This is a genomic window from Streptococcus sp. IsoGale022, from assembly GCF_031142805.1.
Lineage (GTDB): Bacteria > Bacillota > Bacilli > Lactobacillales > Streptococcaceae > Streptococcus > Streptococcus sanguinis_A.
This window is the reverse complement of the sequence record NZ_JAKZJI010000018.1, coordinates 34,356-59,882: the sequence shown is the minus strand read 5'-3', so window position 1 is coordinate 59,882 and position 25,527 is coordinate 34,356. Positions and strand designations below refer to the sequence as shown.

General features: G+C 42.9%; 23 protein-coding genes. 20 read left to right on the top strand and 3 right to left on the bottom strand.

Going from position 1 to position 25,527, the window contains the following annotated elements; genetic code table 11:
• Window positions 1-44: 44 nt before the first annotated feature.
• On the bottom strand, window positions 45-440 hold the full coding sequence (locus RG608_RS09430; protein ID WP_308946905.1) for a hypothetical protein: 396 nt from the start codon (window positions 438-440) through the stop codon (window positions 45-47).
• Window positions 441-720: 280 nt separating this feature from the next.
• Here RG608_RS09430 and RG608_RS09425 point away from each other — a divergent pair, with 280 nt between their 5' ends.
• Both RG608_RS09425 and RG608_RS09420 read left to right on the top strand, forming a co-directional pair.
• Window positions 721-1,302: a DNA-3-methyladenine glycosylase gene (locus RG608_RS09425; RefSeq protein WP_308946904.1), complete on the top strand. Its 582-nt coding sequence runs from the start codon at window positions 721-723 to the stop codon at window positions 1,300-1,302.
• 3 nt (window positions 1,303-1,305) lie between these two features.
• Entirely contained in the window at window positions 1,306-2,568 is a 1,263-nt protein-coding gene (locus RG608_RS09420; protein WP_308946903.1) for a S41 family peptidase, read from the top strand.
• Window positions 2,569-2,594: 26 nt separating this feature from the next.
• Here RG608_RS09420 and RG608_RS09415 read toward each other — a convergent pair whose 3' ends face one another.
• The gene (locus RG608_RS09415; protein WP_308946902.1) at window positions 2,595-3,761 is read right to left on the bottom strand and encodes an MFS transporter; all 1,167 of its coding nucleotides are present in this window, start codon (window positions 3,759-3,761) and stop codon (window positions 2,595-2,597) included.
• Between the two features lie 38 nt (window positions 3,762-3,799).
• Entirely contained in the window at window positions 3,800-4,321 is a 522-nt protein-coding gene (locus RG608_RS09410) for a TetR/AcrR family transcriptional regulator (protein WP_176799688.1), read from the bottom strand.
• Between the two features lie 169 nt (window positions 4,322-4,490).
• Here RG608_RS09410 and RG608_RS09405 point away from each other — a divergent pair, with 169 nt between their 5' ends.
• The 18 genes from RG608_RS09405 to RG608_RS09320 all read left to right on the top strand — a co-directional run bounded on the left by RG608_RS09405 (window position 4,491) and on the right by RG608_RS09320 (window position 25,525).
• Window positions 4,491-5,384 (top strand): cation diffusion facilitator family transporter, encoded by an 894-nt coding sequence (locus RG608_RS09405; RefSeq protein WP_308946901.1) that lies wholly within the window; start codon window positions 4,491-4,493, stop codon window positions 5,382-5,384.
• A 1,124-nt stretch (window positions 5,385-6,508) separates the two neighbouring features.
• Window positions 6,509-8,191: an ATPase, T2SS/T4P/T4SS family gene (locus RG608_RS09400; protein ID WP_308946900.1), complete on the top strand. Its 1,683-nt coding sequence runs from the start codon at window positions 6,509-6,511 to the stop codon at window positions 8,189-8,191.
• A 1-nt stretch (window position 8,192) separates the two neighbouring features.
• Window positions 8,193-9,257 carry a type IV pilus twitching motility protein PilT gene (locus tag RG608_RS09395; protein WP_002899359.1) on the top strand — a complete coding sequence of 355 codons (1,065 nt, stop codon included), beginning with the start codon at window positions 8,193-8,195 and terminating at the stop codon, window positions 9,255-9,257.
• Window positions 9,258-9,260: 3 nt separating this feature from the next.
• Complete coding sequence (locus RG608_RS09390) at window positions 9,261-10,487, top strand: type II secretion system F family protein (RefSeq protein WP_308946899.1); 1,227 nt, start codon at window positions 9,261-9,263, stop codon at window positions 10,485-10,487.
• A gap of 169 nt (window positions 10,488-10,656) precedes the next feature.
• Window positions 10,657-11,094: a prepilin-type N-terminal cleavage/methylation domain-containing protein gene (locus tag RG608_RS09385; protein ID WP_002917980.1), complete on the top strand. Its 438-nt coding sequence runs from the start codon at window positions 10,657-10,659 to the stop codon at window positions 11,092-11,094.
• Between the two features lie 112 nt (window positions 11,095-11,206).
• A complete protein-coding gene (locus RG608_RS09380; RefSeq protein WP_002910992.1) occupies window positions 11,207-11,650 on the top strand; it encodes a prepilin-type N-terminal cleavage/methylation domain-containing protein in 444 nt (147 codons plus the stop codon).
• 132 nt (window positions 11,651-11,782) lie between these two features.
• Complete coding sequence (locus RG608_RS09375) at window positions 11,783-12,271, top strand: hypothetical protein (protein WP_002910995.1); 489 nt, start codon at window positions 11,783-11,785, stop codon at window positions 12,269-12,271.
• A 16-nt stretch (window positions 12,272-12,287) separates the two neighbouring features.
• Entirely contained in the window at window positions 12,288-13,682 is a 1,395-nt protein-coding gene (locus RG608_RS09370; RefSeq protein ID WP_268687149.1) for a VWA domain-containing protein, read from the top strand.
• A gap of 12 nt (window positions 13,683-13,694) precedes the next feature.
• Window positions 13,695-15,182, top strand: coding sequence for a prepilin-type N-terminal cleavage/methylation domain-containing protein (locus RG608_RS09365; protein WP_308946898.1), 1,488 nt, complete (start codon window positions 13,695-13,697; stop codon window positions 15,180-15,182).
• Window positions 15,183-15,225: 43 nt separating this feature from the next.
• On the top strand, window positions 15,226-16,635 hold the full coding sequence (gene pilM, locus RG608_RS09360; RefSeq protein WP_042763745.1) for a pilus assembly protein PilM: 1,410 nt from the start codon (window positions 15,226-15,228) through the stop codon (window positions 16,633-16,635).
• On the top strand, window positions 16,635-17,216 hold the full coding sequence (locus tag RG608_RS09355; protein ID WP_227965026.1) for a PilN domain-containing protein: 582 nt from the start codon (window positions 16,635-16,637) through the stop codon (window positions 17,214-17,216). The genes pilM and RG608_RS09355 overlap by 1 nt, the downstream gene beginning before the upstream one ends.
• The gene (locus RG608_RS09350; RefSeq protein ID WP_308946897.1) at window positions 17,200-18,783 is read left to right on the top strand and encodes a hypothetical protein; all 1,584 of its coding nucleotides are present in this window, start codon (window positions 17,200-17,202) and stop codon (window positions 18,781-18,783) included. The genes RG608_RS09355 and RG608_RS09350 overlap by 17 nt, the downstream gene beginning before the upstream one ends.
• A gap of 264 nt (window positions 18,784-19,047) precedes the next feature.
• Window positions 19,048-20,787 (top strand): MFS transporter, encoded by a 1,740-nt coding sequence (locus RG608_RS09345; RefSeq protein WP_308946896.1) that lies wholly within the window; start codon window positions 19,048-19,050, stop codon window positions 20,785-20,787.
• Between the two features lie 55 nt (window positions 20,788-20,842).
• On the top strand, window positions 20,843-21,931 hold the full coding sequence (locus tag RG608_RS09340) for a PRC-barrel domain-containing protein (RefSeq protein ID WP_308946895.1): 1,089 nt from the start codon (window positions 20,843-20,845) through the stop codon (window positions 21,929-21,931).
• Window positions 21,932-21,938: 7 nt separating this feature from the next.
• Entirely contained in the window at window positions 21,939-23,003 is a 1,065-nt protein-coding gene (locus RG608_RS09335) for a VanW family protein (RefSeq protein ID WP_002919953.1), read from the top strand.
• Window positions 23,000-23,812: an A24 family peptidase gene (locus tag RG608_RS09330; protein ID WP_268687156.1), complete on the top strand. Its 813-nt coding sequence runs from the start codon at window positions 23,000-23,002 to the stop codon at window positions 23,810-23,812. The genes RG608_RS09335 and RG608_RS09330 overlap by 4 nt, the downstream gene beginning before the upstream one ends.
• Before the next feature lie 35 nt (window positions 23,813-23,847).
• The gene (locus RG608_RS09325) at window positions 23,848-24,447 is read left to right on the top strand and encodes a glucosaminidase domain-containing protein (RefSeq protein WP_002899346.1); all 600 of its coding nucleotides are present in this window, start codon (window positions 23,848-23,850) and stop codon (window positions 24,445-24,447) included.
• A 163-nt stretch (window positions 24,448-24,610) separates the two neighbouring features.
• Window positions 24,611-25,525, top strand: coding sequence for a hypothetical protein (locus RG608_RS09320; RefSeq protein ID WP_268687176.1), 915 nt, complete (start codon window positions 24,611-24,613; stop codon window positions 25,523-25,525).
• Window positions 25,526-25,527 lie beyond the last annotated feature (2 nt).

Sequence of the window (25,527 nt, the reverse complement as noted above, 5' to 3'; positions counted from 1 at the left end):
ATCTCGGTTTTCATGATTTATAATAATTGAAACACGTTTTTCAATTAAGGTGTTTGGATATTGACAGTTCCGTCGCTGCCGACCTTAACATCAACACCGCCGCCTTGTACATGAACGCCATCTTCATTTACGCTAACACCAGCGTTGTCAGTTTGTACATTAGCACTACCGTCTCCATTAGTTTCAACAGAAGCATCGCCGCTTTCGTCTCCGCCATTTACATTAACGCTGGCATCTCCGCCGTTTACGTTGACTTTGGCACTGCCGCTTTCTTCAGATGAGCTGCTAGAGCTTGTCTTAGCTTTAGATGAAGAAGATACGCTTGAGCTTGAACTTGAGCTTTCTTCAGTCTTCTTATCTGCAGAATTTCCGCAAGCTGCCAAAAAGAAAAGTGCAATTAGTGGTAATAAAAATAAAGAAATTTTAGATAATTTTTTCATCTTACCCCTCCTTCTAGTATAATATTAAACAAATATTTCATTTGAAGCAATGAAAAACTGGATTGATACATAAATAACATACTGTATTAATAAAAATGTTATAAACAATATGTACGATAAATAGAAAATATACAGATTTTAAAAGGCTTTTCGCGCTTTCTGGGTTATTTATGTTGTAATTATTTTGTAATAAATAACAAGTCTATAAGAAGGAGAAAAATAACATTTTTGCAACATTTCTTTTCCTCTGTAAATGGAGAAATCATGCTATAATCAACCTATGTTATCAAGAGATTTTCATAAACTAATCGAGACAGACACAGTTGCAGCAACTCGAGCTTTGTTAGGTATGCAGCTGATTCTAAATGGCCAGAAGTTAGGCCGGATTGTCGAAACAGAAGCCTATCTAGGAGGTCAGGATAGTGCCTGTCATTCTGCTGGAGGGCGCCGCTCCCCTAGGAATGAATCCATGTATCTGCCAGCAGGTCACTGGTATGTTTATCAGATTTATGGTCATCAGATGCTGAATCTGGTGACCAAGGGTGAAAATGTGGCTGAAGCTGTACTGATTCGAGCCTTGGAGCTGCCGGATGGCCGACTTTTAGCTAACGGACCTGGCAAGTTAACCAAGTATGCTGGGATTGATAAGCGCTTTGATGGACAGAGTTTAGCGACCTCCAGTCTGCAATTAGCCCATGATTTGACTCCCAATCAGATTGCCAGTCGTCCGCGGATTGGCGTGACCTGCACAGATGCCTGGCGAGAGGAGCACTTGGGCTTTTATGTGGCCGGCAATCGTCATGTCTCAAAAATGTCCAAGCGAGACCTGCTGGATGATGAGGCCACCTGGAAGAAGGAGTAAAAGATGAAGAAAACAGAGATTTTTGACCAAGTCGTAGAAATTATGCGAGATGATTCCTCTACAAAGAAAGACATCAAGGGTGCAAATCCCGAAGAATATCGAGCGCGTATCACAGACCAGATGAGCCAAGAGGACTTTCTTTACCAGATGCATTGTTATATAGCCAGTTTTGGAATTTTGTCTCATGTTTGGTTTGGACTTAAGGAAACGCAACCGCCCGGCTTTAAAGTGAGATACTACCAAGACTGCCTCTACGTCCTGCAGGCAAATAGCGATACAGAGCTGAAACGTGGAGACCAGATTCTAGCCTTGGATGGGAAACCTTTGCCCCAGGTTTATCAAGAGCACAAGGATTATTTTGTCAGTGCCACACCAGAGCGACAGCACAAGGAGTGGGCTTACTTTGTGGAGCATGCCGGAGAAGTTACGGTGGTACGCAATGGCAAGGAAGAGCAACTGCATGTTCAGCCGACTGCCCATCCAAAGAAGCCACCGCAGTTTGAATGGTGCAGACTTTCTGAGGATATCGTCTATCTTAAGTTAGAAGATTTTACGAATGAGGCAGCCATCACTCAGCTATATGCAGACAGTCAAGCAGCTATTGAGCAGGCTAAGTATTTAATCATTGATGTTCGAGTCAATTATGGCGGGACGGACTCACTTTATTATCCACTTTTCAAATATACTCTCCCTCAAGGAAAGGCCTTCAGTGACTTAGATTTGCCAAGCGACGATGGGATGGAGATTCTCTATACTGATAGAAATGTTGATTTGCGTCAGCAACTGATGCAAAATATCCTAGAAGATCCAAACTTGTCAGCAGAAACTCACCAGATTCTCAAAGAATTTCTAAAAGAGCTGGAAGAGAATCGGGGGAAAGGTTATGTCCTTTATGGCGGTGAGGACAGTAATCAGAACTTTTTGCCAGACGTTCTAGGCCTAGCTCGACCTGAAAAAGTCTTTGTACTAGCAGATGTTACCTGTGGGTCTTCAGGTGATAATTTTGTTGATACTATGAAAAAGATGCCCAAGGTTACGGTTCTAGGGCGTCCGACTATGGGAATTTTAGATTATTCTAATTGCTGCGTGAAGGATTTTGGTGACTATGAGCTCCTGTTTCCCACTTCACGTGACACTAGGATTGATCAAGGAAAGGGTATGAATGACAAGGGAGTTGAACCAGATATCCTGATTCCTTGGACACCAGAACATTTAGAGCGAGATGTGGATCTGGAAGAGTGCCTCAACTATTGCAAAAACGCTTAGGATTTCTAAGCATTTTTTCGTCTTTATTATATCTTGTCAAACTTCTCAATATAAAAGAGTGTTAGCGTCACGATGGCAGCCAAGCCAATGAGAATGAGGATGGCTGGAGTCCAAGAGCGGAACAAGTCAAAGCTATAGCCAAAGAGGCTAGGGCCAAAAGCGGCCAGAATATAACCACCAGTCTGGGCTAAGCCAGATAGCTGAGCGGTTTGCTCAGGGGTACTGGTTTTGAGCGAGAAAGTAACCATGAGGTAGGGGAAGAGGGCGCTGACGGACATACCGATTAGCAGATTGAGGATGAGCCAGTAGATAAAAGAATCCGTTTGAATCAACAGCATACCCAGACCAATGACGCCGGCTGCAGAAAAGAGAGTAATCATCCCCAAGCGTTGTTTTGCAGAGAGACGGGTAGTCAGACTAGGGACAGTCATAGCTAAAGGCAGGCTAATAATCGAAAAGATAGAGGCTAAGAATCCAGTAGCATCATCGGAAAGTCCTGCCAACTGGCCAAGAGTCGGCAGCCAAGTGATAGCTGTGTAAAAGAGCAAGGACTGCAAGCCGCCGAAAACAATCAGAGCCCATACTCTAGAATTTTTTAGCAGAGACCCCATTTGCTGCTCGCGGCTTTTGCTAGTCAGTTGGTGATTATGCCGACTGTTAGGAAGCCAAATCAAGCAGGCTAGTAAGCAGATGAGGGTCAGGACGAGAATCAGTCCTTTCCAGCCAGCTAAGCGGACAATAGGCGCAGCCAAGGGAGACATGATTGAGATGGCCAGTCCCATAGAAGTGATGTAAAGCGTGGTTAGAAATCCAATTTTCTCTGGCTTATTAGCCTGAATGACATTGGGCAGGAGCACATTTAAGACAGCGATGGCAGCCCCTAGCATGATTGTACCTGCGTAGAGTAGAGGCAGGTTAAAGATACGAATAAAAGAGCCCAGAGTCAGCACAATCATGGCTATGGTAAAGAGCTTTTCCAGACCGACCTTTTGAGCCAGGCGTGGGGAAAAGGCTGAGCAGAGTGCAAACATGATCAAGGGCAGGCTAGTCAGCAGTCCCAGAGAGTTGACGGGAACTTGCAGTCCCTTAGCAATATCGCCCAGCACAACAGGCAGCACTGCAAAAGGTGCCCGCAGGGCAACTCCCACCATCAGAATACCTGGAAGTAAAAATTTCGAATGTTGCTTTTTCATAAAGTAAAGTTTCCTCCTATGTAAACATCACAATAAAATCAGTCCATCAAATCCAGAAAATACTGGCTGATAACTGTTTCTGGTAATGTTTTCTTTTGCTGAAGCCACCAGCTGACCGTCTCCACAAAGGTAGAGGTCACGTAATTTCTCAGAAAGGGCTCTGGCAGCTGAGATTTTTTCTGCAGGAGCTGCTCCTGAATCATCGGAAAGAGATAGTTTTCCAGTTCTATCTTTAAGCGATTGGTGAAATAGATATTTTTCGAAAGCAGCAAGGTCGCAATCTTGTCCTGATTCTTTTGGAAATGCTTGAAAATATGGGTGGTTGCTTCAAAGAGATCCTTGCCATCGTCGCGCTCAAGAAAGGTATGCTGAAAGAGGTCTTGGCAAACCTCCTCTAGCAGCGCTTCCTTGGTCTCGAAATGGGCATAGAAAGTCGACCGGCCAACATCTGCCAGGTCGATGATTTCCTGTACCGTGATGCTTTCATAGCTTTTTTGATGCAGCAGGCTGATAAAAGCCTGGTAAATAGCTGCGCGTGATTTCTTGACTCGTCTGTCCATAGCGTTTCGGAACAAAAGAGCAGGATTGTTCAGTAACAGACAAAGCCCCTCAATTGCTTCTTGTTTCCTTTCTGAGAATAAGGGATAATAAAGATGAAGAAAACTGAACAAGGTGTTCCGTTTTGATTACATTATACTATAAATTTAGCCAAACTGAAAGGAGGCTGCCGTGAAATCTAGTAAAAATATGACTATTGCTTTTCTATTAAACTTTTCCTTTGCCATTCTTGAGTTTATCTTTGGCTTTATGTTCAATTCCAGCGCTGTACTAGCCGATGCTGTGCACGACACAGGAGACGCGATGGCCATCGGACTTTCCACCCTTTTTGAAAAAATTTCTAATAAAAAAGAAGACAAGAAATACACTCTGGGCTATAAGCGCTACAGTCTTTTGGGAGCCCTGCTGACCTCAGTCATCTTGCTGGTCGGCTCGGCTTTGGTGATTATCGAAAATGTACCCAAGGTCTTTGCGCCTGAAAAGGTCAATTATGACGGCATGCTGGTGCTGGGGGTTATTGCCATTGTGGTCAATCTAGCAGCTAGCAAGGTAGTCGGTCATGGACATAGCCATGGACACAGTCACAATGAGTCCATTCTCAGTCTCCATTTCTTAGAGGACATTTTGGGTTGGTTGGCTGTTATTCTGGTTTCTATCGTTTTGCGCTTTACCGACTGGTATTTTCTTGACCCGCTGCTCTCCCTGCTCATTGCAGGCTTCATCCTCAGCAAGGCCTTGCCTAAGTTCTGGGAAAACATCAAGATCTTTCTGGATCATATCCCTAGCGATATTGATTTGAGCCAGCTTTATCAGGAAATTCTAGCGGTTGAAAACGTTCAGACTATTACCCAGCTCAATGTCTGGACCACAGACGGTTTGGAAAAATTTGCCATGATTCATATCTGTCTTGAAAATCCAGACCTTCTAATTGAGACCCAGACTACTCTTCGTCAAGAACTGCAGTCCTATGGTATCACCAAGATCACTATCCAGACAGATAGCAGCTTAGAAGAACATGAAGAGTGGTGTTTAGGTGGAGAGGGCGATTTAAAACCTCATACTTAAATAGTACTACCGTAAACTAAATCTCTACAGTCCGATATTCGGGCTGTTTTTTCGTTTATACTCTAATTATCATCTTTTGAGTAATCTTCTTTGGATGATTTTCTTCTTATTTAATTCCTCTATTTGTTTGTCTGAAAATTATAGCTTTTTAAATTTTCTAGGTTTTTCAAGGAAAATAGACAAGCTGAGTACATTGTGCATTTTTAGAGAAGTTCTACATATAAGAAAATGCAAATGTATTGACAATGCATTTTCTTTAGCATATACTATTGAGTAGGAAGAAACAGGCAATGCTTGCTAAGCCTTGTCCTGAAGCGCCTTTCCTAAGCATATCGACTACCGACCAGAAGAAGACAGATGCTGTCACACTGTCCATCTGACGGCTGGTGAGAAAGCGACAAAGGGGAGAAATTCCCTTAAAAAATTGCTTTTTTTTAAACCTCGAAAGAAAAAAAGTCATTAAAAAAACGTTAGAAACATTGATATAACAAGCTTTTATCAAAACTAAACATTTTTTTAAATGCAATCATTTTTTTCGATGCAAACTTGTTGACAAGATGTCAATTATGTCATATACTGTGATAGGTAAATGTTTTTTAAAGCAAATAAAGCTTTTGTTCCTAGCATTTCCTACCAAAATATGCATATCGGTAAAAAGAAAAACCATAAGATAAGAATTCTTATCTTATGGCACTGGCTGCTTGCTGATTCGGGTTAAACCAACTTCACACACACACGGTTTAACCTGCATCTAAAAGCATGAGAAATTTTGCAAGAGAACTTGCTTTGTATAGTATTTAAGAACGCAAGAACAAATGTTTTTGGCATCTGCTTTTTTGCGCCCCTTTTGACAAATCTAAAACGCCCCTTATCAATCCTGTGATTGTTTTAAGGACTGTTTACTAGGTTTATCAAATGGAGATACTGCTCAAAGCATCTAACTTAAAACATTAAGTTTGGTTCTATTGGTAAATTTTCCATGTACTAGCCTAACTTAAAAAGCTTAAAGAAACCTTAAAGGAATCTTTAAGCGAGGGAGATTTTTTTTTAAGAAAGCTGTTATCTAATAACGCATAGAAAGAATTGAAGGATTTTTACAAAAAAATCACAGACAGGAGAAACAAATGGCACTAATCGCTATATTGGTTCAATTCAATCTGATAACGGCAGCTCAAAAAGAAGAAATTCTTCAAGATATGCCACAATCAAACATGCAGTTAGAGAGATATCTAATCAGCAAGGGCTATGTGACAGAAGAAGATATGCTGAAAGTCATGAGTTACTACTACCGTGTACCTCATGTCAATCTATCACAGTTTGTGATAGAAAAGGAAGCTGTCGAGAAGGTTTCAGAAAAAGTTGCTAAACGTCATGGATTGATTCCGATCTCTTTCACAGATGGAGAAGAGGGAGAAGAACCCAAGTTAATAGTTGCGATGGCAGACCCAAGCAACTATATCGCCCTAGACGATGTTAAAATCGTTTCTAAGATGGCGGTAGAACCTTATGTAACTTTTCGGGATGATATTGAGAAATATATCGATCAATACTATTCCAAAGGAGAAGAAGCCCAACAGGCAGCGACCGAAATCGAAGGTTTTAATGTGGATGAAGAGATCGTCGAAGAAGATCTCGAAATCAAAAACGCTCCGGTTGTACGTTTGATTGACTCGATTATCAGTCAGGCAATCAAGACGCGGACCAGCGATATCCATATTGAGCCCTTTGAAAAAGTTGTTCGTGTTCGTTTCCGGGTTGACGGAACCTTGGTGGAAAACATGCAGTTGAAAGCCAATGCTCACTCAGCCATTGCGACACGGATTAAGATCATGAGTGGTCTGGACATCGCCGAGCGGCGGATTCCTCAGGATGGACGGATTGAAACAACCATCGACGGTAAGGAAGTCGACATGCGGGTTTCAGTCTTGCCTACTGTATTCGGTGAAAAAATCGTTATTCGGATTTTGAGTCGGAATGCAACTCTCCTCAGTAAAGAGGAGCTGGGATTCTCGCCAACCAACGAGAAACTTTTTGAAGAGATTCTCAAGGCGCCAGAAGGCATCATCTTGCTGACTGGTCCAACAGGAAGCGGAAAGACAACCACTCTCTACACAGCGCTCCGTGAGCTCAATGATGTAGGAAAAAATATCATCACTGTTGAAGATCCGGTTGAGTACCGATTGGAAGGGGTCAACCAAGTTCAGGTAAATAACAAAGCTGGACTGACCTTCGCGAGTGGTTTGAGAAGTATCCTGCGTCAGGACCCGGACATCGTTCTCTTGGGGGAGATTCGGGACGAAGAGACAGCTAGTATCGCGGTTCGGGCCGCTATCACTGGTCACGTCGTTCTCTCGACTATCCACACCAATGACACAGCTAGTACAGTCAACCGTTTGGTCGATATGGGCATCAAGCCTTATCTGGTCTCAACGGCGACTGTCGGTATTATCGCACAGCGCTTGATTAAGCGCATCTGTCCTAAGTGTAAGACTGAATACACTGTAGAAACAAATGAACATGTAGGTATCGGTATTCACAAGGGAGACACCTTGTATCGCGGACGCGGCTGCAACTACTGTAGCGGTACGGGATACTATGGACGTATAGCTATCCACGAAATCATGGCAGTGACAAGGGAGATTAAATCACTAATTAATGATGGTGGAACAACAGCACAGCTTCGGGCAGAAGCTAAGAAAAATGGTATGCGAGACTTGGCGGAGGAGGCCATAGATATCGCAAAACAGGGGACTACAACGATTGAAGAAGCAATGAAGATTGCCTTTAGTCTAGAAGGGGAAGTTTAGGATGAATTTGGATGAGTTAATTAAGCAGGCGATTGAAGCGGGTGCATCAGATATCCACTTCACGGTTGGCGCTGAGCCAACCATGCGTCTGCACGGGAGGTTAACACAACTCAACAATACAATTTTGACCAACGAAGACACGGTTCGCTTCACCAAGCATATTTTAAATGAGAAGCAGATTGCCCATCTTTTAGAAGTCGGTGAAGTCGACTGTGCCTATGAGGTCGATAATGGCTATCGCTTGCGGGTCAATATCTTTAAGCAGAAAAACAACTGCGGGATTGCCTTGCGGGTCATTCCCAAGGATATTCCATCTATGGAATCTCTGGGATTGCCACCAGTTATCAAAAAGCTGGCTGAGAAACGCCGGGGTCTGATATTGGTTACCGGACCAACAGGAAGCGGAAAGTCAACGACCCTGGCAACCATGATTAACTACATGAATAGCTTGCGGGATGAGCACATTATCACGATTGAAGATCCGATCGAGTACATGCATACACATAATAAGTGCTTGGTCAACCAGCGTGAGCTGGGAGCGGATACGCAGAGCTTCGGCAATGCTCTCCGCGGTGCCCTTCGTCAGGACCCGGATGTCATCCTAGTCGGTGAGATGCGGGATAAGGAAACGATTGAAATCGCTCTGCGTGCGGCGGAAACAGGTCACTTAGTTCTGTCAACCCTCCACACGGTCGGTGCCGTAAACACCATGGACCGGATTATCGACGTATTTCCAGCCGAGCAGCAGGAGCAAATCCGTGTACAGCTTTCCGCCGTTATGGAAGGCGTTGTATCGCAGCAGCTCATGCGCACAGCGACCGGCAAGGGGCGTGTAGCTGCCTTTGAAATTATGCTGGGAACACCCGCTATTCGCAACCTCATTCGCGAAGGGAAGACCCACCAGTTGCTGACGCCAATCCAAACAGGGGCTCAGCTAGGCATGATTACCATGGACACTTCACTCATGGGACTCTATCGTCGCAATGTCATCGATCAGAGAACGTTGCTGTCTTACTCAGTGGACCGCGCTCAAGTCGAAAAATCCCTAGGAATAGTGGGGTACTAGAGCATGACAGTATATGTTTGTAAATACTTAGACACTCGGCAAGGGGTCGTCACACTAGAGGTGGATGCGCCTAACCGGACGGACGCCGTCAATCGGATCCGTCTCAAAGGGAAGCCAATCAGTGTCGAAGAAAAGGTCATGGGCTCTAAGGAGATTGTCCTTTTCCAAAGCAAGAAGATCAAGCTCAAGGACATATCGCTCTTCTGTAAGCAGATGTCAGTTATGCTGGAGTCGGGGATTCCCCTCAATAATGCAGTGGATATCCTAGAGCAACAGGCTACTTCAAAGAATCTCAAGTCCAGCCTTAAAATCGTCAGCAAGAGCCTAAAAGAAGGTAGTCAGCTGTCCAAGGCCATGCTAGATCAGGAAGGGATGTTTCCCGATCTCCTGATCCGTATGGTGCAGGCCGGTGAAAAGACTGGTAAGCTGGACGAGGTGCTGGAAAAGATGTCTGAGCACTATAACAAAGAGCTCAAGACCAGCCGCCAGATTCGCGGAGCTATGATCTATCCCGCAGTCCTAGCCTTTCTAGCTGTGGCCGCAGTCCTAGCCTTGCTCTATGTCGTTATCCCAAGCTTCTCAGGAATCTTTGAGCAGAGTGGGATGGACATGCCGCTGCCGACGCGTATCGTCCTAGCAGCTAGTAACTTTGTCCGCTCTTACTGGTATATCCTCTTCGGTGTGACGGGGATTCTAGTCTTTGTCTTTCTGCGCTATCGCAGCACAGAGGCGGGTCGCTACCAGCTGGATCGCCTCAAGCTTTGGCTACCGGTCATCAAGGGGCCGATGCAGAAGATTGTCACTGCTCGCTTTGCCAGCACCTTGGCTATCCTGACCAGTGCGGGTATCCCTCTAGTCGAGGCTATTGAGTCTGCTGCTGCAACAACCAACAACGCTGTCGTCATTGAAAAGATGAAGATCGCTAATGAAGGTCTGCAAAAAGGAGAACGTCTGACAGGGATGATTACCGCAACGGGTCTCTTCCCGCCTATGATGCTTTCCATGGTCAAGATCGGTGAGGAGTCTGGGTCTCTGGAGTCCATGCTGGTCAAGACATCAGATTATTATGAAGAAGAGCTTGAAACAGCGATTAAGCAGCTGCTCTCACTCTTGGAGCCAGCCATGATTATCGTCATGGGGGTTATCATCGGTGGTATCGTGGCGTCTGTCATGTTGCCAATGTTTGAGCTTGCTCACGCTGTGGATGCAGGTGCTGAAACAAATCAATAATAGAAGTTTCAAGAAAGTTAGGATTCGCAGAGTAGTTGCTCTGCACAAAAAGTTAGGAAAATCGTTCTGATGCTGGGAGTTTGTAGGGTCTCCCAGCTAGGAACAAAACAAATGCCCCTGTGGGCGAATGTATTAAAATTTATGAAAAAGAAATAGGAGAACTATTCAAATGTTAAACAAATTGCAAAAATTCCGTCAGGATTTGAAGAAAAAAGGTAAAGGTTTTACCTTGGTTGAGTTGATTGTAGTAATTATCATTATCGCTATTATCGCAGCAGTTGCGATTCCAGCTATCACATCCTTCCAAGACAACGCTCGTAAGAGCCGTATTCAGTCTGAGCACCGCGAGCTTATCTCAGCTGTTCAGTCTTATATTGGTTCACAGGATGATCCTGACAATGTAACAATTGACAATATTAATGTTTTAGCACCATATATTGCTAAAAACTCTAAAGGTGAAGCAGACTTGACTAAGACCCTTGCTAAAAACGGCAATGATATTGCACATAAAATTGATAAAGACAATCACAAGTTGATTTCGACTTTCACACCATCAGGTGGTGGAAAAGAACAGACTTGGGAGTATGACTGGAAGTCTAAGAGCTAAGACTGGCGAAATATTATCTCAAAGCGATATTAAAATCCTACCTTTGAGATTTAAAAAAAATAATATTTTAAATCACAGAATATGTTAAAAAAGAAATAGGAGAACTATTCAAATGTTAAACAAATTGCAAAAATTCCGTCAAGATTTGAAGAAAAAAGGCAAAGGTTTCACTCTCGTTGAGTTGATTGTAGTAATTATCATTATCGCTATTATCGCAGCAGTTGCGATTCCAGCTCTCACATCCTTCCAAGATAACGCACGCAAGAGCCGTATTCAATCGGAACACCGTGAGTTGGTGTCCGCTGTTCAGTCCTATATTGGTTCACAGGATAATCCTGATAATGTTACGATTGACGATTTAAATACTTTGGCACCATACATTGCTAAAAACTCTAAAGGTGAAGCAGACTTGACTAAGACCCTTGCTAAAAATGGTGATGATGTTGCACATAAAATTGATAAAGCTAATCACAAGTTGATTTCGACTTTCAAACCATCAGGTGGTGGAAAAGAACAAACTTGGGAATATGATTGGAAATCCAATAGTGGAAGTTAATAATATTGTTCAATAGTAGAAATGCATTCTTTACTCCGACTGCTTCGGCAGTCGGATATTACCAAAGTAGTTGTCAAATAATGACAACTATTTTGGCAATATCAAAAGTAGAAGTATTAGGAGAGTAATAAAATGAAAGGGAAAAAAAGACAGGGTTCAACCTTGCCCATGGTCATTGTAACCATTGTGATTCTGGTTGCTATGATTGGGATTTTAGCTTCTATCGTGGATACGGGGCAGACACAGACTCAGCGCATGTATAGCTATCTCAAAGCCAAATATGTGGCAACATCTGGTTCACAGTTGGCTTTGGGAGCATATTTTGAGCCTCAAAACGGAAATCCCTCATCACTCAATACAGAGTTTAGAAATCGAGCTGAAGGTCGGTCGCGTTCAACTGAACCTATTACTGCAACCCATACTTTCAAGGACGGAGGCGTAGCTGAGATTGAAATGACAGGGAAGTTTGATGGGAATGGTTCCGAAAACTACAATGTCACCATTAGATCTAAGTCTAAATTGCCTGGGAGCAGTGATTATTATGAACATGTTGTCATTTTTAACTGGTCAACCAGCGGTATTCGCTCAGAAGAAGGACACTTGATTTCGGCTCAGAAATGAAAAATAGGTAGGAAAGATGAAACAATTACGCAAAGGATTTACCCTAGCCGAGATGGTCATGGCCATTATGCTCATGAGCATGATAGCGGTAATTATCGGTATTATATTTAATACTATGTTTTCCAGTCGGGAGTTAATAGAACGTGAAGCCAGTATTCAGGCAGAAATGAGAACTTCTATGCAGTATGTTGACCGAACCATTGGCAAGGCCACCTCGGTCTTTATCCTTGATGATAGTAAGTTTAAAGGAAATAAAGAAGGCCTGACTAAAGAATGGAGCTATATCGGCCTTTCATCTGATGGTAAAAAAGTTCTTAATTATGTCTGGGATAAAAGCAAACAAGACTGGAAGGTCAGTGAGTTAGGAACAAAATCCCTTTATGATATTAAGTTGGACTTGGAATTCAAAACAGAAGGCGCCTATCAGGATAACCGCTTGATTAGTTATAATCTGACAGGGAAATATCCTGATACTAACAATAAGTTGTCTATTGATACAGCTATATCAGCTCTTAATACTAAGCAGGTCTTCTCTAAAGTTGCTAAAGGCAAGAAAGGAATTGCCTTAGCCTATCGGAACGATCCTATTGAGGGACAGATGAATGTAGCTATTTCTTTTGTTTTTGACAAATCTGGCTCCATGTCTTGGGATTTGAACGGTAATAATACTAACTATTGGGGCCCTAAAAGCCGGATGAGTATTTTGCAGGACAAAGCCACAATCATGATGAGAGATTTAAAAGATATTGGGAATGTCAGTGTTAATCTAGTTTCTTTTTCAATATTGGGTTCTTATGTTCAGAAAGACTTTTCTGAGCTAGACAAGGGGACAACAACTATAGAAGCAAGCATTAAAGCTTTACAGACAGGTGGTGTTACTAATCCAGGGGATGGTCTACGCTATGGTATGATGAGTCTACAAAACCATTCTGCACAGCTTAAATACGTTGTTTTGTTGACAGATGGAATCCCTAATGCTTATACTGTTGACACTAATGATACATCTTGGCGTAATCGAAATGTCCAACCCTACTATAATCGTTGGAGAGAAACAGTTGGGGAATTAGTAACCTTTAATAATGGTCCTTATGATGTAACGACAAATCTAACAACAGATCAAAATCGTGTTTCTTATGACTCTTATTCTAATGAAGCACTACGGAAAAAGGCTATTGAATATGCCGGGAAAGTCTCTCAGACCTTTGGTGCAGGAGTTAAGCGCGTCAATGTTATCGGTTTTTCTGGAGTGCCGTCTGAGATTGCTTATGGTGAGGATTTAACGAGAAGTATAGGAAGCGGAGGTATGGAAGCTAAGTATGTACCTGCTGCTGATGAGGCAGCCTTGCAGCAGACCTTCTCTGATATTAAGAAGCAGATTCAGCAGGATCTTTGGTTTGTATCAGGACCATAGAAAGGACAAAAGATGAAAGGATTGAAGAAGCGTAAAGGAGTAACTCTGGTTGAGGTCTTGATTTCTCTAGTACTGATAGGTGTTATTGCAGCTGGCCTATTGACCTTCTTTGCTGGAAGTTTTGATAATATCCTCCGTCAGCGGAAGCAGAATACAACAAATTTTGATATTCAGGAGTCTTTTGAAACTCAGCTGGCTGATATTAAGAAAAACAGTGGTAAAGGAGCAGAGGTTGAAACGTTTACTTATCGTGTTGGTACAGGGAACAGTCAAAGCGTCAATGTGACGGGGCAAACCCTATCTTATAAAGAAAAAAATATTCATCTTTTTGCTGCTAACGAAAAAGAAAGCGTATTGTCAATTCCAGACGATTTACAAGTTCAAATTCCTAATTCCAAACGGTACTATTATGTTGGGGAAACAACTCCCAGTGGAGTAGTGGGTTTGAAAGATAGTCAGCAAAATAGTAAAGCTCGAGTTTATACTGAGTCTGGTTGGTTTCTCAGTGATCGCAGTATTGGTTCTGGGGTTTCTGGTGTTGTACCTGTTGGAACAATCGGCCAAGCAGGAAATGATAGTATTTCTAAAATGGTTTTGCCAGAAATGCCGACTGATTTTCACGAAATATCAAAGCAGGACACTGGCCGCCGGATTACCGATGAGATGCGAGGCAAATACTTGACCTTCGCTGCCAGAGCTATTAACTCTTACGGTCGTGTTGGTAACTATCAAGAATCAAAAGATCAGGGGGATAATAGTCGTATATGGGTTATGGGTCTGCCATTTACAAATAAGTTACGGCTCCATACTGATGCTGACTTAGCTTTGCTTAAAAATGGGAACAAGACTACAAGGATTCCAACAACTGACCGACCTTATGAAAATACTGAGGTTCGCGACTATTTTAACAATGTCCTATATGGTGCAACAATCCCGGTTCTTAACTATTATGAGGAGGCGATTAAGCAAACTCGTCAGCTGATTGCTCTGAATGATAATACTATGATGTTTAGTCGAGATGGCAAGAACGGGACCATTGATTTCAATACTGGTTATACTACTTCAGTTCTTATAGGTAATCGTCAGCAGACAGGGGCACTTCTGACATATAAGCTGGATAATACCCTGACTTGGGGTCTCAATCTAGAGAGCGATGGTAGGATTGCTGTTAAAACTGTAGATACTACAGGAGCTAATAACGGTGGTCAGGAATTTATACCGAATATTAAGTTGGACTATACTAAAGATAATTCTATCCAAGTACGGAGTTCGGTAAAGAATGGACTTTTAGGAATTGAAATTTTTATTAATGGGCAGTTAGTCCATAATAAGACACTTACACTGAGACGTGGACAGACAACTCATAACATTGGTAGTGGTCAGATTATTTTTAGTGGGAAAACTTACATCAATGAATTTGCAATTTATATGCAAAGTTTGAGTGATAGTGATATACAAAAGCTTGCTAAATATTTCAGTGAAAAATACAAGGCGAGCTAATAGGGAAATAGTTTTTAGGAAAAATAAGGGAGATTAGGAGATTATGGCAAAAAATATGTTTTCGTCTAAGGGGCGCAGAAGCACTCTGGATGAAGAAGATAATGAGAAAAAGGGCTCATTTTTAGGAAAATTAAATAAACCGCTCTTCTCATCAAAAGGGAAAAAGAGAGAACACCTTTCTATTCAGGGGGTTCAGATTAAGTCAGATCGTCAGGATGACTTTGACGACGAAGAAAAGTCAACAGCGAAAGGTAGCTTCCTGACCAAGCTCAACAAGCCACTCTTTTCGAAGAATAGTGGTGACGATTCGTCTGCTAAGCCAGGGAACCGCTCGCCCTTTGCCAAGAAAGGCAGTGGTGCTGCTGGTCAGCCAACTACCAGAATGCATGCGCCTTATACCATGTTCGGCAAGCCAATCAAGGGCAATCTGATGGCCATTGACTTCAACGATGAATCAGTCTATCTGGTTGTTGCTAGACAGAAGCGCAATGAGCTGGAAATTATCAAGATGGCTTCTGCTAATCTGCCAGAAGGTGTTGTGCTGAATAGTGAGATTATCGATCCGATTACTCTCAAGGATGTTATCAGCGACCTGATGGAGCAGCATTCCATCACTGCCAAGTACGCCTTCTTCGCTCTGGGAAATACCAATATCATTGCCCGTTCGGTTGATGTGGCAGCTAGTGTGCAGAATGATGAGGATATTGAGGGCTTGGTATCTTACGAGCTCCAGCAATATCTGGATATTGATCCGACTTCTTATGTCATCCAGTTCCAAGAGCAGGAGTCTAATTCAGCTTTCCCGCTTGATGAAGATACTCGCTCTCTCATGGTCTATGCTGTGCCAAAAAGTATAGTAGAGCAATATCTGGGCTTGGCTAATAATCTGAAGCTGACACCTTATGTCTTTGACCTTCAGTCCAATACCTTTGAGAAATGGCTGGAACGCGTTCAAGCGATTAACAACCGCGCCAAAAGGCTGACTCAAGAAAATGTCGGCATGGTGCATTTGAGCAAGAGCTTTATCGGTGTTTATCTCTACTCAGAAGGTAAGTTTGTGACCAGCAACTATCTCAATCGTGGCTACAAGGACATCCTGAGCTATGCAGACGATGCTAGTCTGCTGCAGAAGCTTCCGGCAGTAGCATCAGATGATCTGGATACAGGTCTCTTGAAGCATGCCTTGGATGAGTGGGTGGCTGATGCTAAGAACCACATTCTCAATACTGAAAACTTCTTTAGTGGATCGACTGGTCTCAACATTGACAGTTTCTATGTCTTTGGTGACCAAGATATCTGCTGGCAGTTGGCAGCTATTCTGAAGCAGAGCATGAATCGGGAATTCATCTCAATTGATAATGTAGATTATGAGAATGTACTGTGGGAAGGTTCTGCCGAGTTTAATGCGGAGTTCATTCCGGCTACAGCCATGTTGATTAGGAGAGCAAACTAATGCGGAGAGATTTAAACTACTTTTCAAAATATCATGTGGCACCGGCTAAAACCAGTCCACTAAAACTTGCTGCTATTTCTGCTTTTGCTGGGATTGCAGCGATTATGATTGTGCTGATTGGTTTCTTCCAGTTCAGCGCTATGCACCTCCAAGGCGAGATTGACCAAGCGGAGCAGACACTTAAGAGTCCAGAAATGGCTCAAGAGCTGAAGGCAGTCTCTGAGACTGAAGATAAGATTGTAACGGTTAAGAATGATCAGGTGCTCTTTGGCAGTCTGGAAGGCGACTTCCGTCGACTGCACCGAGTAAATAAAGCCTTTATGGACTTCCTTAATAAAAATGTGACACGGGACTTGGTCTTTGATCAGATTAAGATTAATAACGACAATGTAGAAATCGTTGGTTCGGCTCAAGAGCAACTTTCCATCGCTAAGTTTGAAGAAGAGCTTCGTAAGTCTGAGAAGTTTAATCACATTTTTGTGGATAACATTACTCGCGAGGAAAAAGAGAATAATTCAAGATATGTGTTTAACATTAAAATTTTGACGAAGGATGTAGATTTCAATGAAGAACAAAAATGAGAAAGAAAAGAAAAAAATCCTGAGTAATTTAAATGAGCGAGACAAGAAGTTGTTGGCCTGTGTCGGAGGAGTAGCTGTCCTTGCTGGTGGGGGTTATCTGGTATCAAATTCATATACTCGGATGGCTCAGCTGAATGAAGAACACGCAACAATCATGACAGAGCTGGATGGCAAGAATGCCAAGATTAGTCAGAGGAAGTCTCTTACCAAGCAGCTCCAAACTTTGAATGCTAAGACTCTGGATCAGGCTAAGAAATACTATGGTACGACCAATCAAGGGGAGTTCATTTTCTTGATTGACAAATTGGTCAGAGAAAGTGGCATTAAATTCAAGTCTGTCAACTATACTGAAAGCAAAGAGTTGGAACTCCAGCAGGAGGGGCTAGCTGCGACCTCATCTAATGGTCAAAGCTCCAACTCTTCTGGTACGACTGGCAGCTCAAGTTCCAGTGGAACATCATCGTCATCCAGTACGACCTCTAGCTCGTCTACTACATCATCCTCGTCTTCATCTAGCAGCAGTTCTTCATCAGATGCGAATACTGCAACGACAACCGCGGCTAGTACAGCGACTTCAGGAAACGGTAAGTACAACAATTCCAATATTACTCAGATGACAGCGGACATTGAGTTCGAAGGAACTTATACGCAAGTTTTAAAACTCTTAGAATTGATCGATGGGAATCAACAAAAAATCGTTTCCAGCGAGCTTGAACTAGGTGAAAAGACAAGCCACTCCAATGTTGAGGAGAACAGGAATCCAGAGCTAGCTACCGGTAAAATCAAACTACGTTTCTATCAAGTAAAAGATGTTGAGCGCTATGTGACTCCAGAGAGCAATGTTGATAAGACACCGATTCAGTTTGCTAACTGGGAGTCACCATTTGCGATTCCGACTTGGCAGGCTCCTTTCTTGACCTTAGTATCAGGTAGCAGTACAGATACGGCGGGTAACAACAGCACCTTGGGGGCCGCAACAACCAATACAACTAGCAGCGCGACTGCTAACAGCAATACCAATCTAGCTCCGTCTTATCTGGAGCAACTCAGCAACCTGTCCAGCCAGAACAACGGTCTGTCAGCTTATTACAATTCATCAACAATCTACCGCTTCGAGTCACCTCTTAAGCTGATTCAGTCAGGCGGTAGCAATCAGTATGATGTGACGGTTGACAATACGGACTTCCTTGAGGGTTCAGGTTCCAATGTGGTTAAGATTCCAGCAACCAAGTCTTCTACTATGTATGAAATGGAATTTGCAGCACCGTATGTATCCTTGAACAATAAGCCGGATGCTATCAGCTTCTCTCTATCTCTGTCTAATCAATGGCAGGGCAAGATTGGCTTGATTGTTAAGAATGCCAGCGGTCAGAAGATTTATCTTCACGTCATTCGTCCCAACAGCTGGACTGGCTGGCGCGAAGTTAGCTTCGATCCTGAAAACATTCCAGGATTCAGCTATCCAATGACCATTGTGGGTTACTACTTCGAAACTCCGAGCGGAGAAAGCCCTGAAACGACTATGAAACTGGATAACCTATCTGTGAACAACTTGGTAGTTAGCTAAAATACTTTGAAAAAATACCAAATAAGTCTATGGTTTAAAATTTCAAGAGCATGTGTAAATTTTTCTTAAAAAAATGCTAAAAACCAAGTTATTAGACTAGTATTCACAGTGCATTTATAGTAAACTAAAACATAGAGATATTTGAAATATAATACAAGCAAACTCAGAATAGACGCCCGAGTCTATTTTGGGTTTTAATGGAGTTTATGGAAAAACAAAATCAAGATTGGTTTTGCATTGAAAAAGTTTAATATCATTTAGAAAGTGGGGGGTGTCGAAAATACTCAAATGGCATATTTTTTACCTTTTGGAGCAGGGCTTATAGCACTGCATACGATTAGCATTTTATTTGTTTCTAGGATTTCATTAATAAAGCGCCTTTTTCTCGTAGTATGGGTCATGCTATTTGCGATTGGTGCTCCATTCCTCTTTCAACAAGTTCCCGGCATAGCCTTTGTTGGACTCTGTGCCTTGGCCTTGGCTGTCTATATGGTGCTGCTCTTTTCACAGGAGCTAGCTCCGGTCAAGAAAAAAGCAACTGCTTCTACGCGAAGCAGAAGCCAAAAGCATGCTAAGAGCTCGCGGAAGAAAGTGGAAGCTAAGGAAGCAAGCTTGTCATCCGCTAGAGATTTGAACTTTTCCAATGCTTCAACCGGCAGGATGAGAAAGGAAAGTAAAGAAAGGGTTCAGGCTGAGGAAAGTCCGGTAAGGCAGAAAGTATCTGCTTCTGGTCGCACCCTAGCAGACCGTTCTATCAAAAAGGATATGACAAGATATGAGAAAGTCAAACCTCTCTACCCTGTTGATAATTTGGCTACAGCTCCTGCCTTTGGAGAATACGAGCCAAACAGTCAGCTAGCGGCAGCTGAGGTCGGCATGGTGGGCATGGAACACAGCTCACAAAAAGCCAATGATGAATTTTTGCAGTCTCTGCTTCATCACCGCAAGGGTTCTACCAAGATTAAGGTGGCCAACTCTCTGATTCAGCCTACTGAAGCAAATGCAGCCGGCAATCAAGGCTATACAGATATAGATGATCCAGCCTTTGAGACAGCTGTTCTGTCTAAGATTAGACCGATGTCCTATACGGAGTCTAGCTATGGCAACTTCAGACCGCAAGCAGTTGAGGTGACAGGGGTTGTTTCTGAAGATGAGGAAGAATTCTTCACTGAGCAAGAACAAGCTCAGCAGCCAGTGGCAGAAGAAGTAGGAGGCAACAGCCTGGAAGATGTTTTTGCTGCTACGGGAGATATCAAGCCAGTTAGAGCAGAAGAGTCAAAAGCAGCAAACAGCTTAGAATCTCTCTTCTTTGCTGAGGAGAAAGCTGAGCCAGAGGCTCAGATGGACTCAGTCTTCAGCCAAGCTAGTGCAGAGCCAGAGTTTTCTGCTTCTGAGGAGTCTATGGTTAGTCGCGATCGCGCTGATATTCAGGGCTATCAAGATATTCTCAGCCAAATTCAGCATGATTTGCTTGGGGCTGAAGAGGAAGATTTGACTGCTGAAGTGGCAGAGGCTTGGGAGGAAGAAGATAACTTCGAACCTGTAGCTGAAACGTTTGAGTTTGAAGAAGCTGCTGAACCAGCATTTGTTCAATCAGTTTCTGAAGACACTCTTTGGACACAGACTGGTCCTGTTCAAGAAGAAGTTGCAGATGAAACAGAAGAAGACTTGCTCAAGGGAATTGCTGACATCCTCAAAGCTGAGGAGGCACAAGTCAAGGCTGCTTCAGTCGCTCCAGCTGCAGATGAGACAGAAGAAGACTTGCTTCAGAAAATCACTGACATCCTCAAAGCTGAGGAAGCAGCAGAAGCAAGACCAGCTGCAACAACTGCGGGAGATAAAGAAGTCTATTTCCAATTCCTCCTACTGGAAAGTCAGGAATTATTGGCTTCTAATGCAGTTCAAGAAGCTGAGAGCTACCTGAAAGAGATTGTTCAAGGAAGCTCAGATCAGAATCTTCGTCAAGAAGCGTTCAACATGCTGGACAAAATCGGGAAAAATTAATACTATATAAACATACAATTGATAGTAATCAATTAGAAGGGTTTTAGGGGAAATTATGAAAAGTTGTAAAACAATCACAGGGACCGTTGTCATTGAGATTGAAAAAGGGATGGGACTGGGTGAAGTCCATGAAGTCTTTGTCGATGAGGGGGTCAATCTGACTTTTGTCATTAAGTCAAAGCAGTCTGAACAGCCATTTGCCTTGCTGTCTAGCAAGAACATCCAAGGCATCGGTGACTTTGCGGTCATGGTAGAAAACAGCTCAGTCTTTCAAGAACTGCAAGAAGCAGATCTGAAGGTTTTGAACGACAAGCAGGGCAGTATCTTTGATGAAATCGTCATTACCATTGATGGAAACAAGGTGGGAACCGTTGTTGACTATCATATTGACGAAAAGAATGAAATTGGCTACTTGGTGGTTAATTCTGAAGATACCAGCGAGGAAATTCAGATTCCTAAATCACGCATCTTGATGATTGGTAAAGAGTATATTATCCTCAATGATGAAAAAAAGACAGCTCCTCATCTTGAAGCAGATGTAGAGATGGGCCGTCTGGCTGCAGCAGATCTGCTCCATGAGACTGAAGCTGCAAAACCTACCGAAAAAATTGAGGAAGTAGTTGCTGAAGCACCTGTATTCGAGCCAGTTGTAGATGAAAAAGTAGATGTAAAAGAAGAAGCTGTGACAGATTTGACAGAGGCCTTGGCTGCTGTAGGTCTGGGAGATGCTGCTTCTGACTTGGAGTTTTCTGAAGCAGTCGTAGAGACAGCAGAAGAGCCAGAAGTTCAAGACTTGGTACAAGAAACAACAGCTCCAGCTGAAGAAGAAGTTGAAGAAACAGATGCAGCGCTGAGTCTGGATGCTGCTTTGGAAGAAGTATTGGCAGCCCCTGCTGAGGAAGTAGAAACAACTATCAGCACAGCGCCAGTTGCTGAGGAAGACTCTGCAGCAAAGAAAGCTGTTAACGACTTTATCGATCAGCAAAAACGTCTTCTGGTAGGCAAAACACTGCAAAAAGATCTTGTTAATGCAGATGGAGGAGTTATCCTGAATGCCGGAGATACTGTTTCAGATGACATCATTGATTTTCTTCGCCGTATCGACCGTAAATTCCTTATCCGCTTAGCTGAATGCGTAGTATAAGGTTGGGATGAGATTCATGTCAAGAAGAAAAAGAAAGGTTTCATCAAAATATCAAAAACTACTTCCAGCAGCGACACTTGCTGCCTTTCTGCTGGGTAGTTTATTTTATGTCATTTTTGTCTTTAATCCAACGATTGACCTGAGTATCAATGGCCGTCCCTCTATGAAGGTTCGCTCTCGGAGCGAAGCTGAGATTGAAGTTTACAGAGAACTGCCCTATAAGGCTACATTTCAGTTGTCTACGGGGCAACACTTCTCTGTAGATATGCGCTTTTTAGGACTGAGCTATTTCACAGAAGAAGAGCTCAAGCGGCTGGATAATATCTCAGCCAAGACAGTTTGGGATAAGTTTACACCGTTTTTCGATACCAAGGAAAACCTGCAGATTTCCATCTATCCCAATCGACTCTTTTGGCTCAGACCTTTAAATGATGTCTTGGCTGCCCATCCTGATGTTCTCAGTCAGCTTCCAACGACCAATCATCTGGTCATGGACGGCGAGTCTAACGTAAAGGTGGGAGACAAGTCTAATGGCTATAAGATTGACCCTGCTGCTTTTATCCAAGCATCTGAGGAGATTGCCAAGACTGGTAAATTTGATGATGTCAAGGTTGAGAGTACGCCTGTCGAAGCAGAAGATCAGAGTGAGCTTCTGAGCCAATATACGCACTTTATAGAGCGTAAGGAAGTACCACTGCCGACCAACGCTGCCCAAGCTCAAAACATGAAGACAGCCTTTTACAAGCTGCAGAATGTTTACTTGGCTCCTGGCGAGACCAAGTCTATCTCAGAATTGCTGGGCGCTTTGAATGCAGAGTCTGGATATCTGCCAGTCAAGGGCAAGGATAATAAAGAAGTTTACGGTCAGGGTGCTGAGCAGATTATAGATGCCATTCAGCAACTCGCCTTTTCACGGACCAATGTTATTTCTTATCGAGGACAGTATTTCAACATCGGAACGCCGGCTGAAGGTTTGACCGAATTGACCATTCAAAATAATACAGAAACAGATATGGTATTTTCATTAAGTTTGGAGGAGGGGCAAGTATCCATCATTCTGGCATCTAAGTGATACTCAAGGGAAGTCGAAGTTTGACATTGTCAGCTGAGACTTTCAAAGAGCATAAAAAGGGAAAAATTATGATTGCAAGTTTAGTATTTATATTAGGTGTCGTATTTGGGAGCTTTTTCAATGTCGTCATCTACCGTGTGCCACTGGAAAAGAGCATTGCCAAAGGTCGGTCTATGTGCCCGTCCTGCGGCCATGTCTTGACTTCGGTGGAGCTGATTCCGGTTGTGTCGATTATCATGCAGGGCTTTAAATGCAAGCACTGCAAGGAGCCGATTTCACCGCGCTATCTCATTGTGGAGCTCCTGACGGGTCTGCTCTGGCTAGCCTCTTATCTGATCTTTCAGGATCAGGGACCTTGGATGGTTGTTTCAGCCTGTCTCTTGGTGTCGCTTTGTCTGATTATCGCTTATATCGATTTTGATACTCAGTACATTTCGGACTCGGTTCTGCTGGTTTTCTGGCTGGGCCGCATGGCTGTTATGTTTTTTACCAATGAGTTCAATTGGGAACTGCTTTTTTCGCTGCTAGTCGGTGCTGGTCTCTACTCTCTCATTTATTTTGGGGCCAAGGCTTATTACAAGAAAGAGGCCTTCGGGATGGGGGATATTCTCTACTTAGCTGCTCTGAGCAGTTGGTTTAGCCCCTTGAATACGCTGATTTTGGGGTATGGTTCTTTCTTTGTGGCTGGAGCGATTCTCTTAATCGCAACCATCTTTAAGAAATTCAAATTTAAGCTGAAAGAAGAAGTCCCTTTTGGTCCTGCTATGAGTATCATGGCGGTCATACTATATTTCTGGGGAGGAATCTAGGAAACCAAAAGCGACAATAGAAATGGATAGAAAAAATGTTTAGGAAGAAAAAAGTTATCATAGCATTAGCGACAGCTACTGTCCTTTCAGGCAGTGTGCTGCCTGTCAGCCGCCCAGCGGCAAATGAAAAGGCCAGTCTGGATCCATCTTTAGTGCAGGTGTCAGATCAGTTTCAGGCCAAGAAAACAGGAGCAGTCGTCTTTTCAGAAGATGTAACAGTGCCAAGCACAGTGTCAGCCGATTTCATTGATAGTCGTCTGGCTGGCACACCGATGGCTGGATTGGGAAAAGCTTTCAAAAAAGCAGAGAAAGATCATGGAGTTAATGCAATTTTTCTCGTAGGGCTGGCTATTCACGAATCGGATTACGGCCGCAGTCAGATTGCTCAGGCCAAGCACAACCTGTTTGGCTTCATGGCTTATGACTCCAGTCCTTTTTCCAGTGCAGGAAATTTCGCAACATTTGACGATGGTATAGATACAGTTGCCCGCTATCTCAGCGAGCACTATCTCAAGCCTGGCGGTCAGTTCTACAATGGTAAGAGCATGGCTGCTATCAATGTAAGATACGCATCTGACAAAACTTGGTCAAGCAAGATTATGATTCGTATTCGAAATTTTTTGAAAAAAGGTTAAGGAGGCTGGGACAATCGTGTCTCAGCTTGCTTTATTATAGAAAGAATTTCTTTTGGTGAGGTGATTGACGGAGTTTTTGCTGCTCTCTGGGGCTCTAAAAATTCCTAATCATCCTCTCGGGACTAGACAAAAAATTGCTTCTGTGACATCTACATCGTCTTTTCTGGCGAAAAATGACTTAATTAGGGGATTTATGAAAAAAAAGTTTGACGTAAGCGATGTGTTAAAGGAAGCCTGGGGACTGACTGTTGACTACTTTTTTGTATGGACAGCAGGGCTTGCTATCATTCAACTGCCATTTTTTATTCTGGCGCTATTAATTCTATTTTTTTCTCCATTTACTTCTTCATTTGTTCCAAGTATGATTTTCTTTGGATTTCTGTGCTCTTTTATGATTGCTTATATCCATAAGTTTTCTTTGACCATGGTTCGTAATCCGCAGATGGTGCGAAGGAACTTCTGGAGAGCTGTTGGCTACAGCATTTCTGACGGCTTTTTTGGGCGTTTGCTTTCTGTGTCTATTTATGTCTTCATGTTTGTCTTGGCTATGTTACTTCTTTTTGTATACTTGAATCATATGTGGGTGCCTGGTTCAAATGTTCGGGAAATCTGGCATGCTTTGGCTATTTGGGCTGTAAATAATCGAGAAAAAATGACAAGTATACTCTTTCTGATGTTTTTGATAGCACCAATGTTTAACTTGTTGTTCCATTTATTTTACAGCTATTTTGTAGCCTCTCACTTCTTCTTATTGCCCTATATTATTCAGGATACCAACTCCTCTGACAACCTATTGCGTCCTCTGTCAGCCTTTGGCAGCTTGGGCAAGTCCTTTTCTCGTATGAATGGTCAGAGAGGGCGTTACTTACTGGTAGAGCTTGTCTTAAAGCTTATTCCTGTAGGATTGGGTCTAATAGAAGTTTTGAGTTTACTTTTTGGCGATGGCGTGTCTAATGTTGTGGGAATGATTGTTAGTATGATAAATGGCTTTTTGCTGATTTATGCCTTGGCAGCCCGCTCGGTTATGGCTGACATCCTGATGTCTTATGATCGGGAAATAGTTCATTTTGGAGATTAATA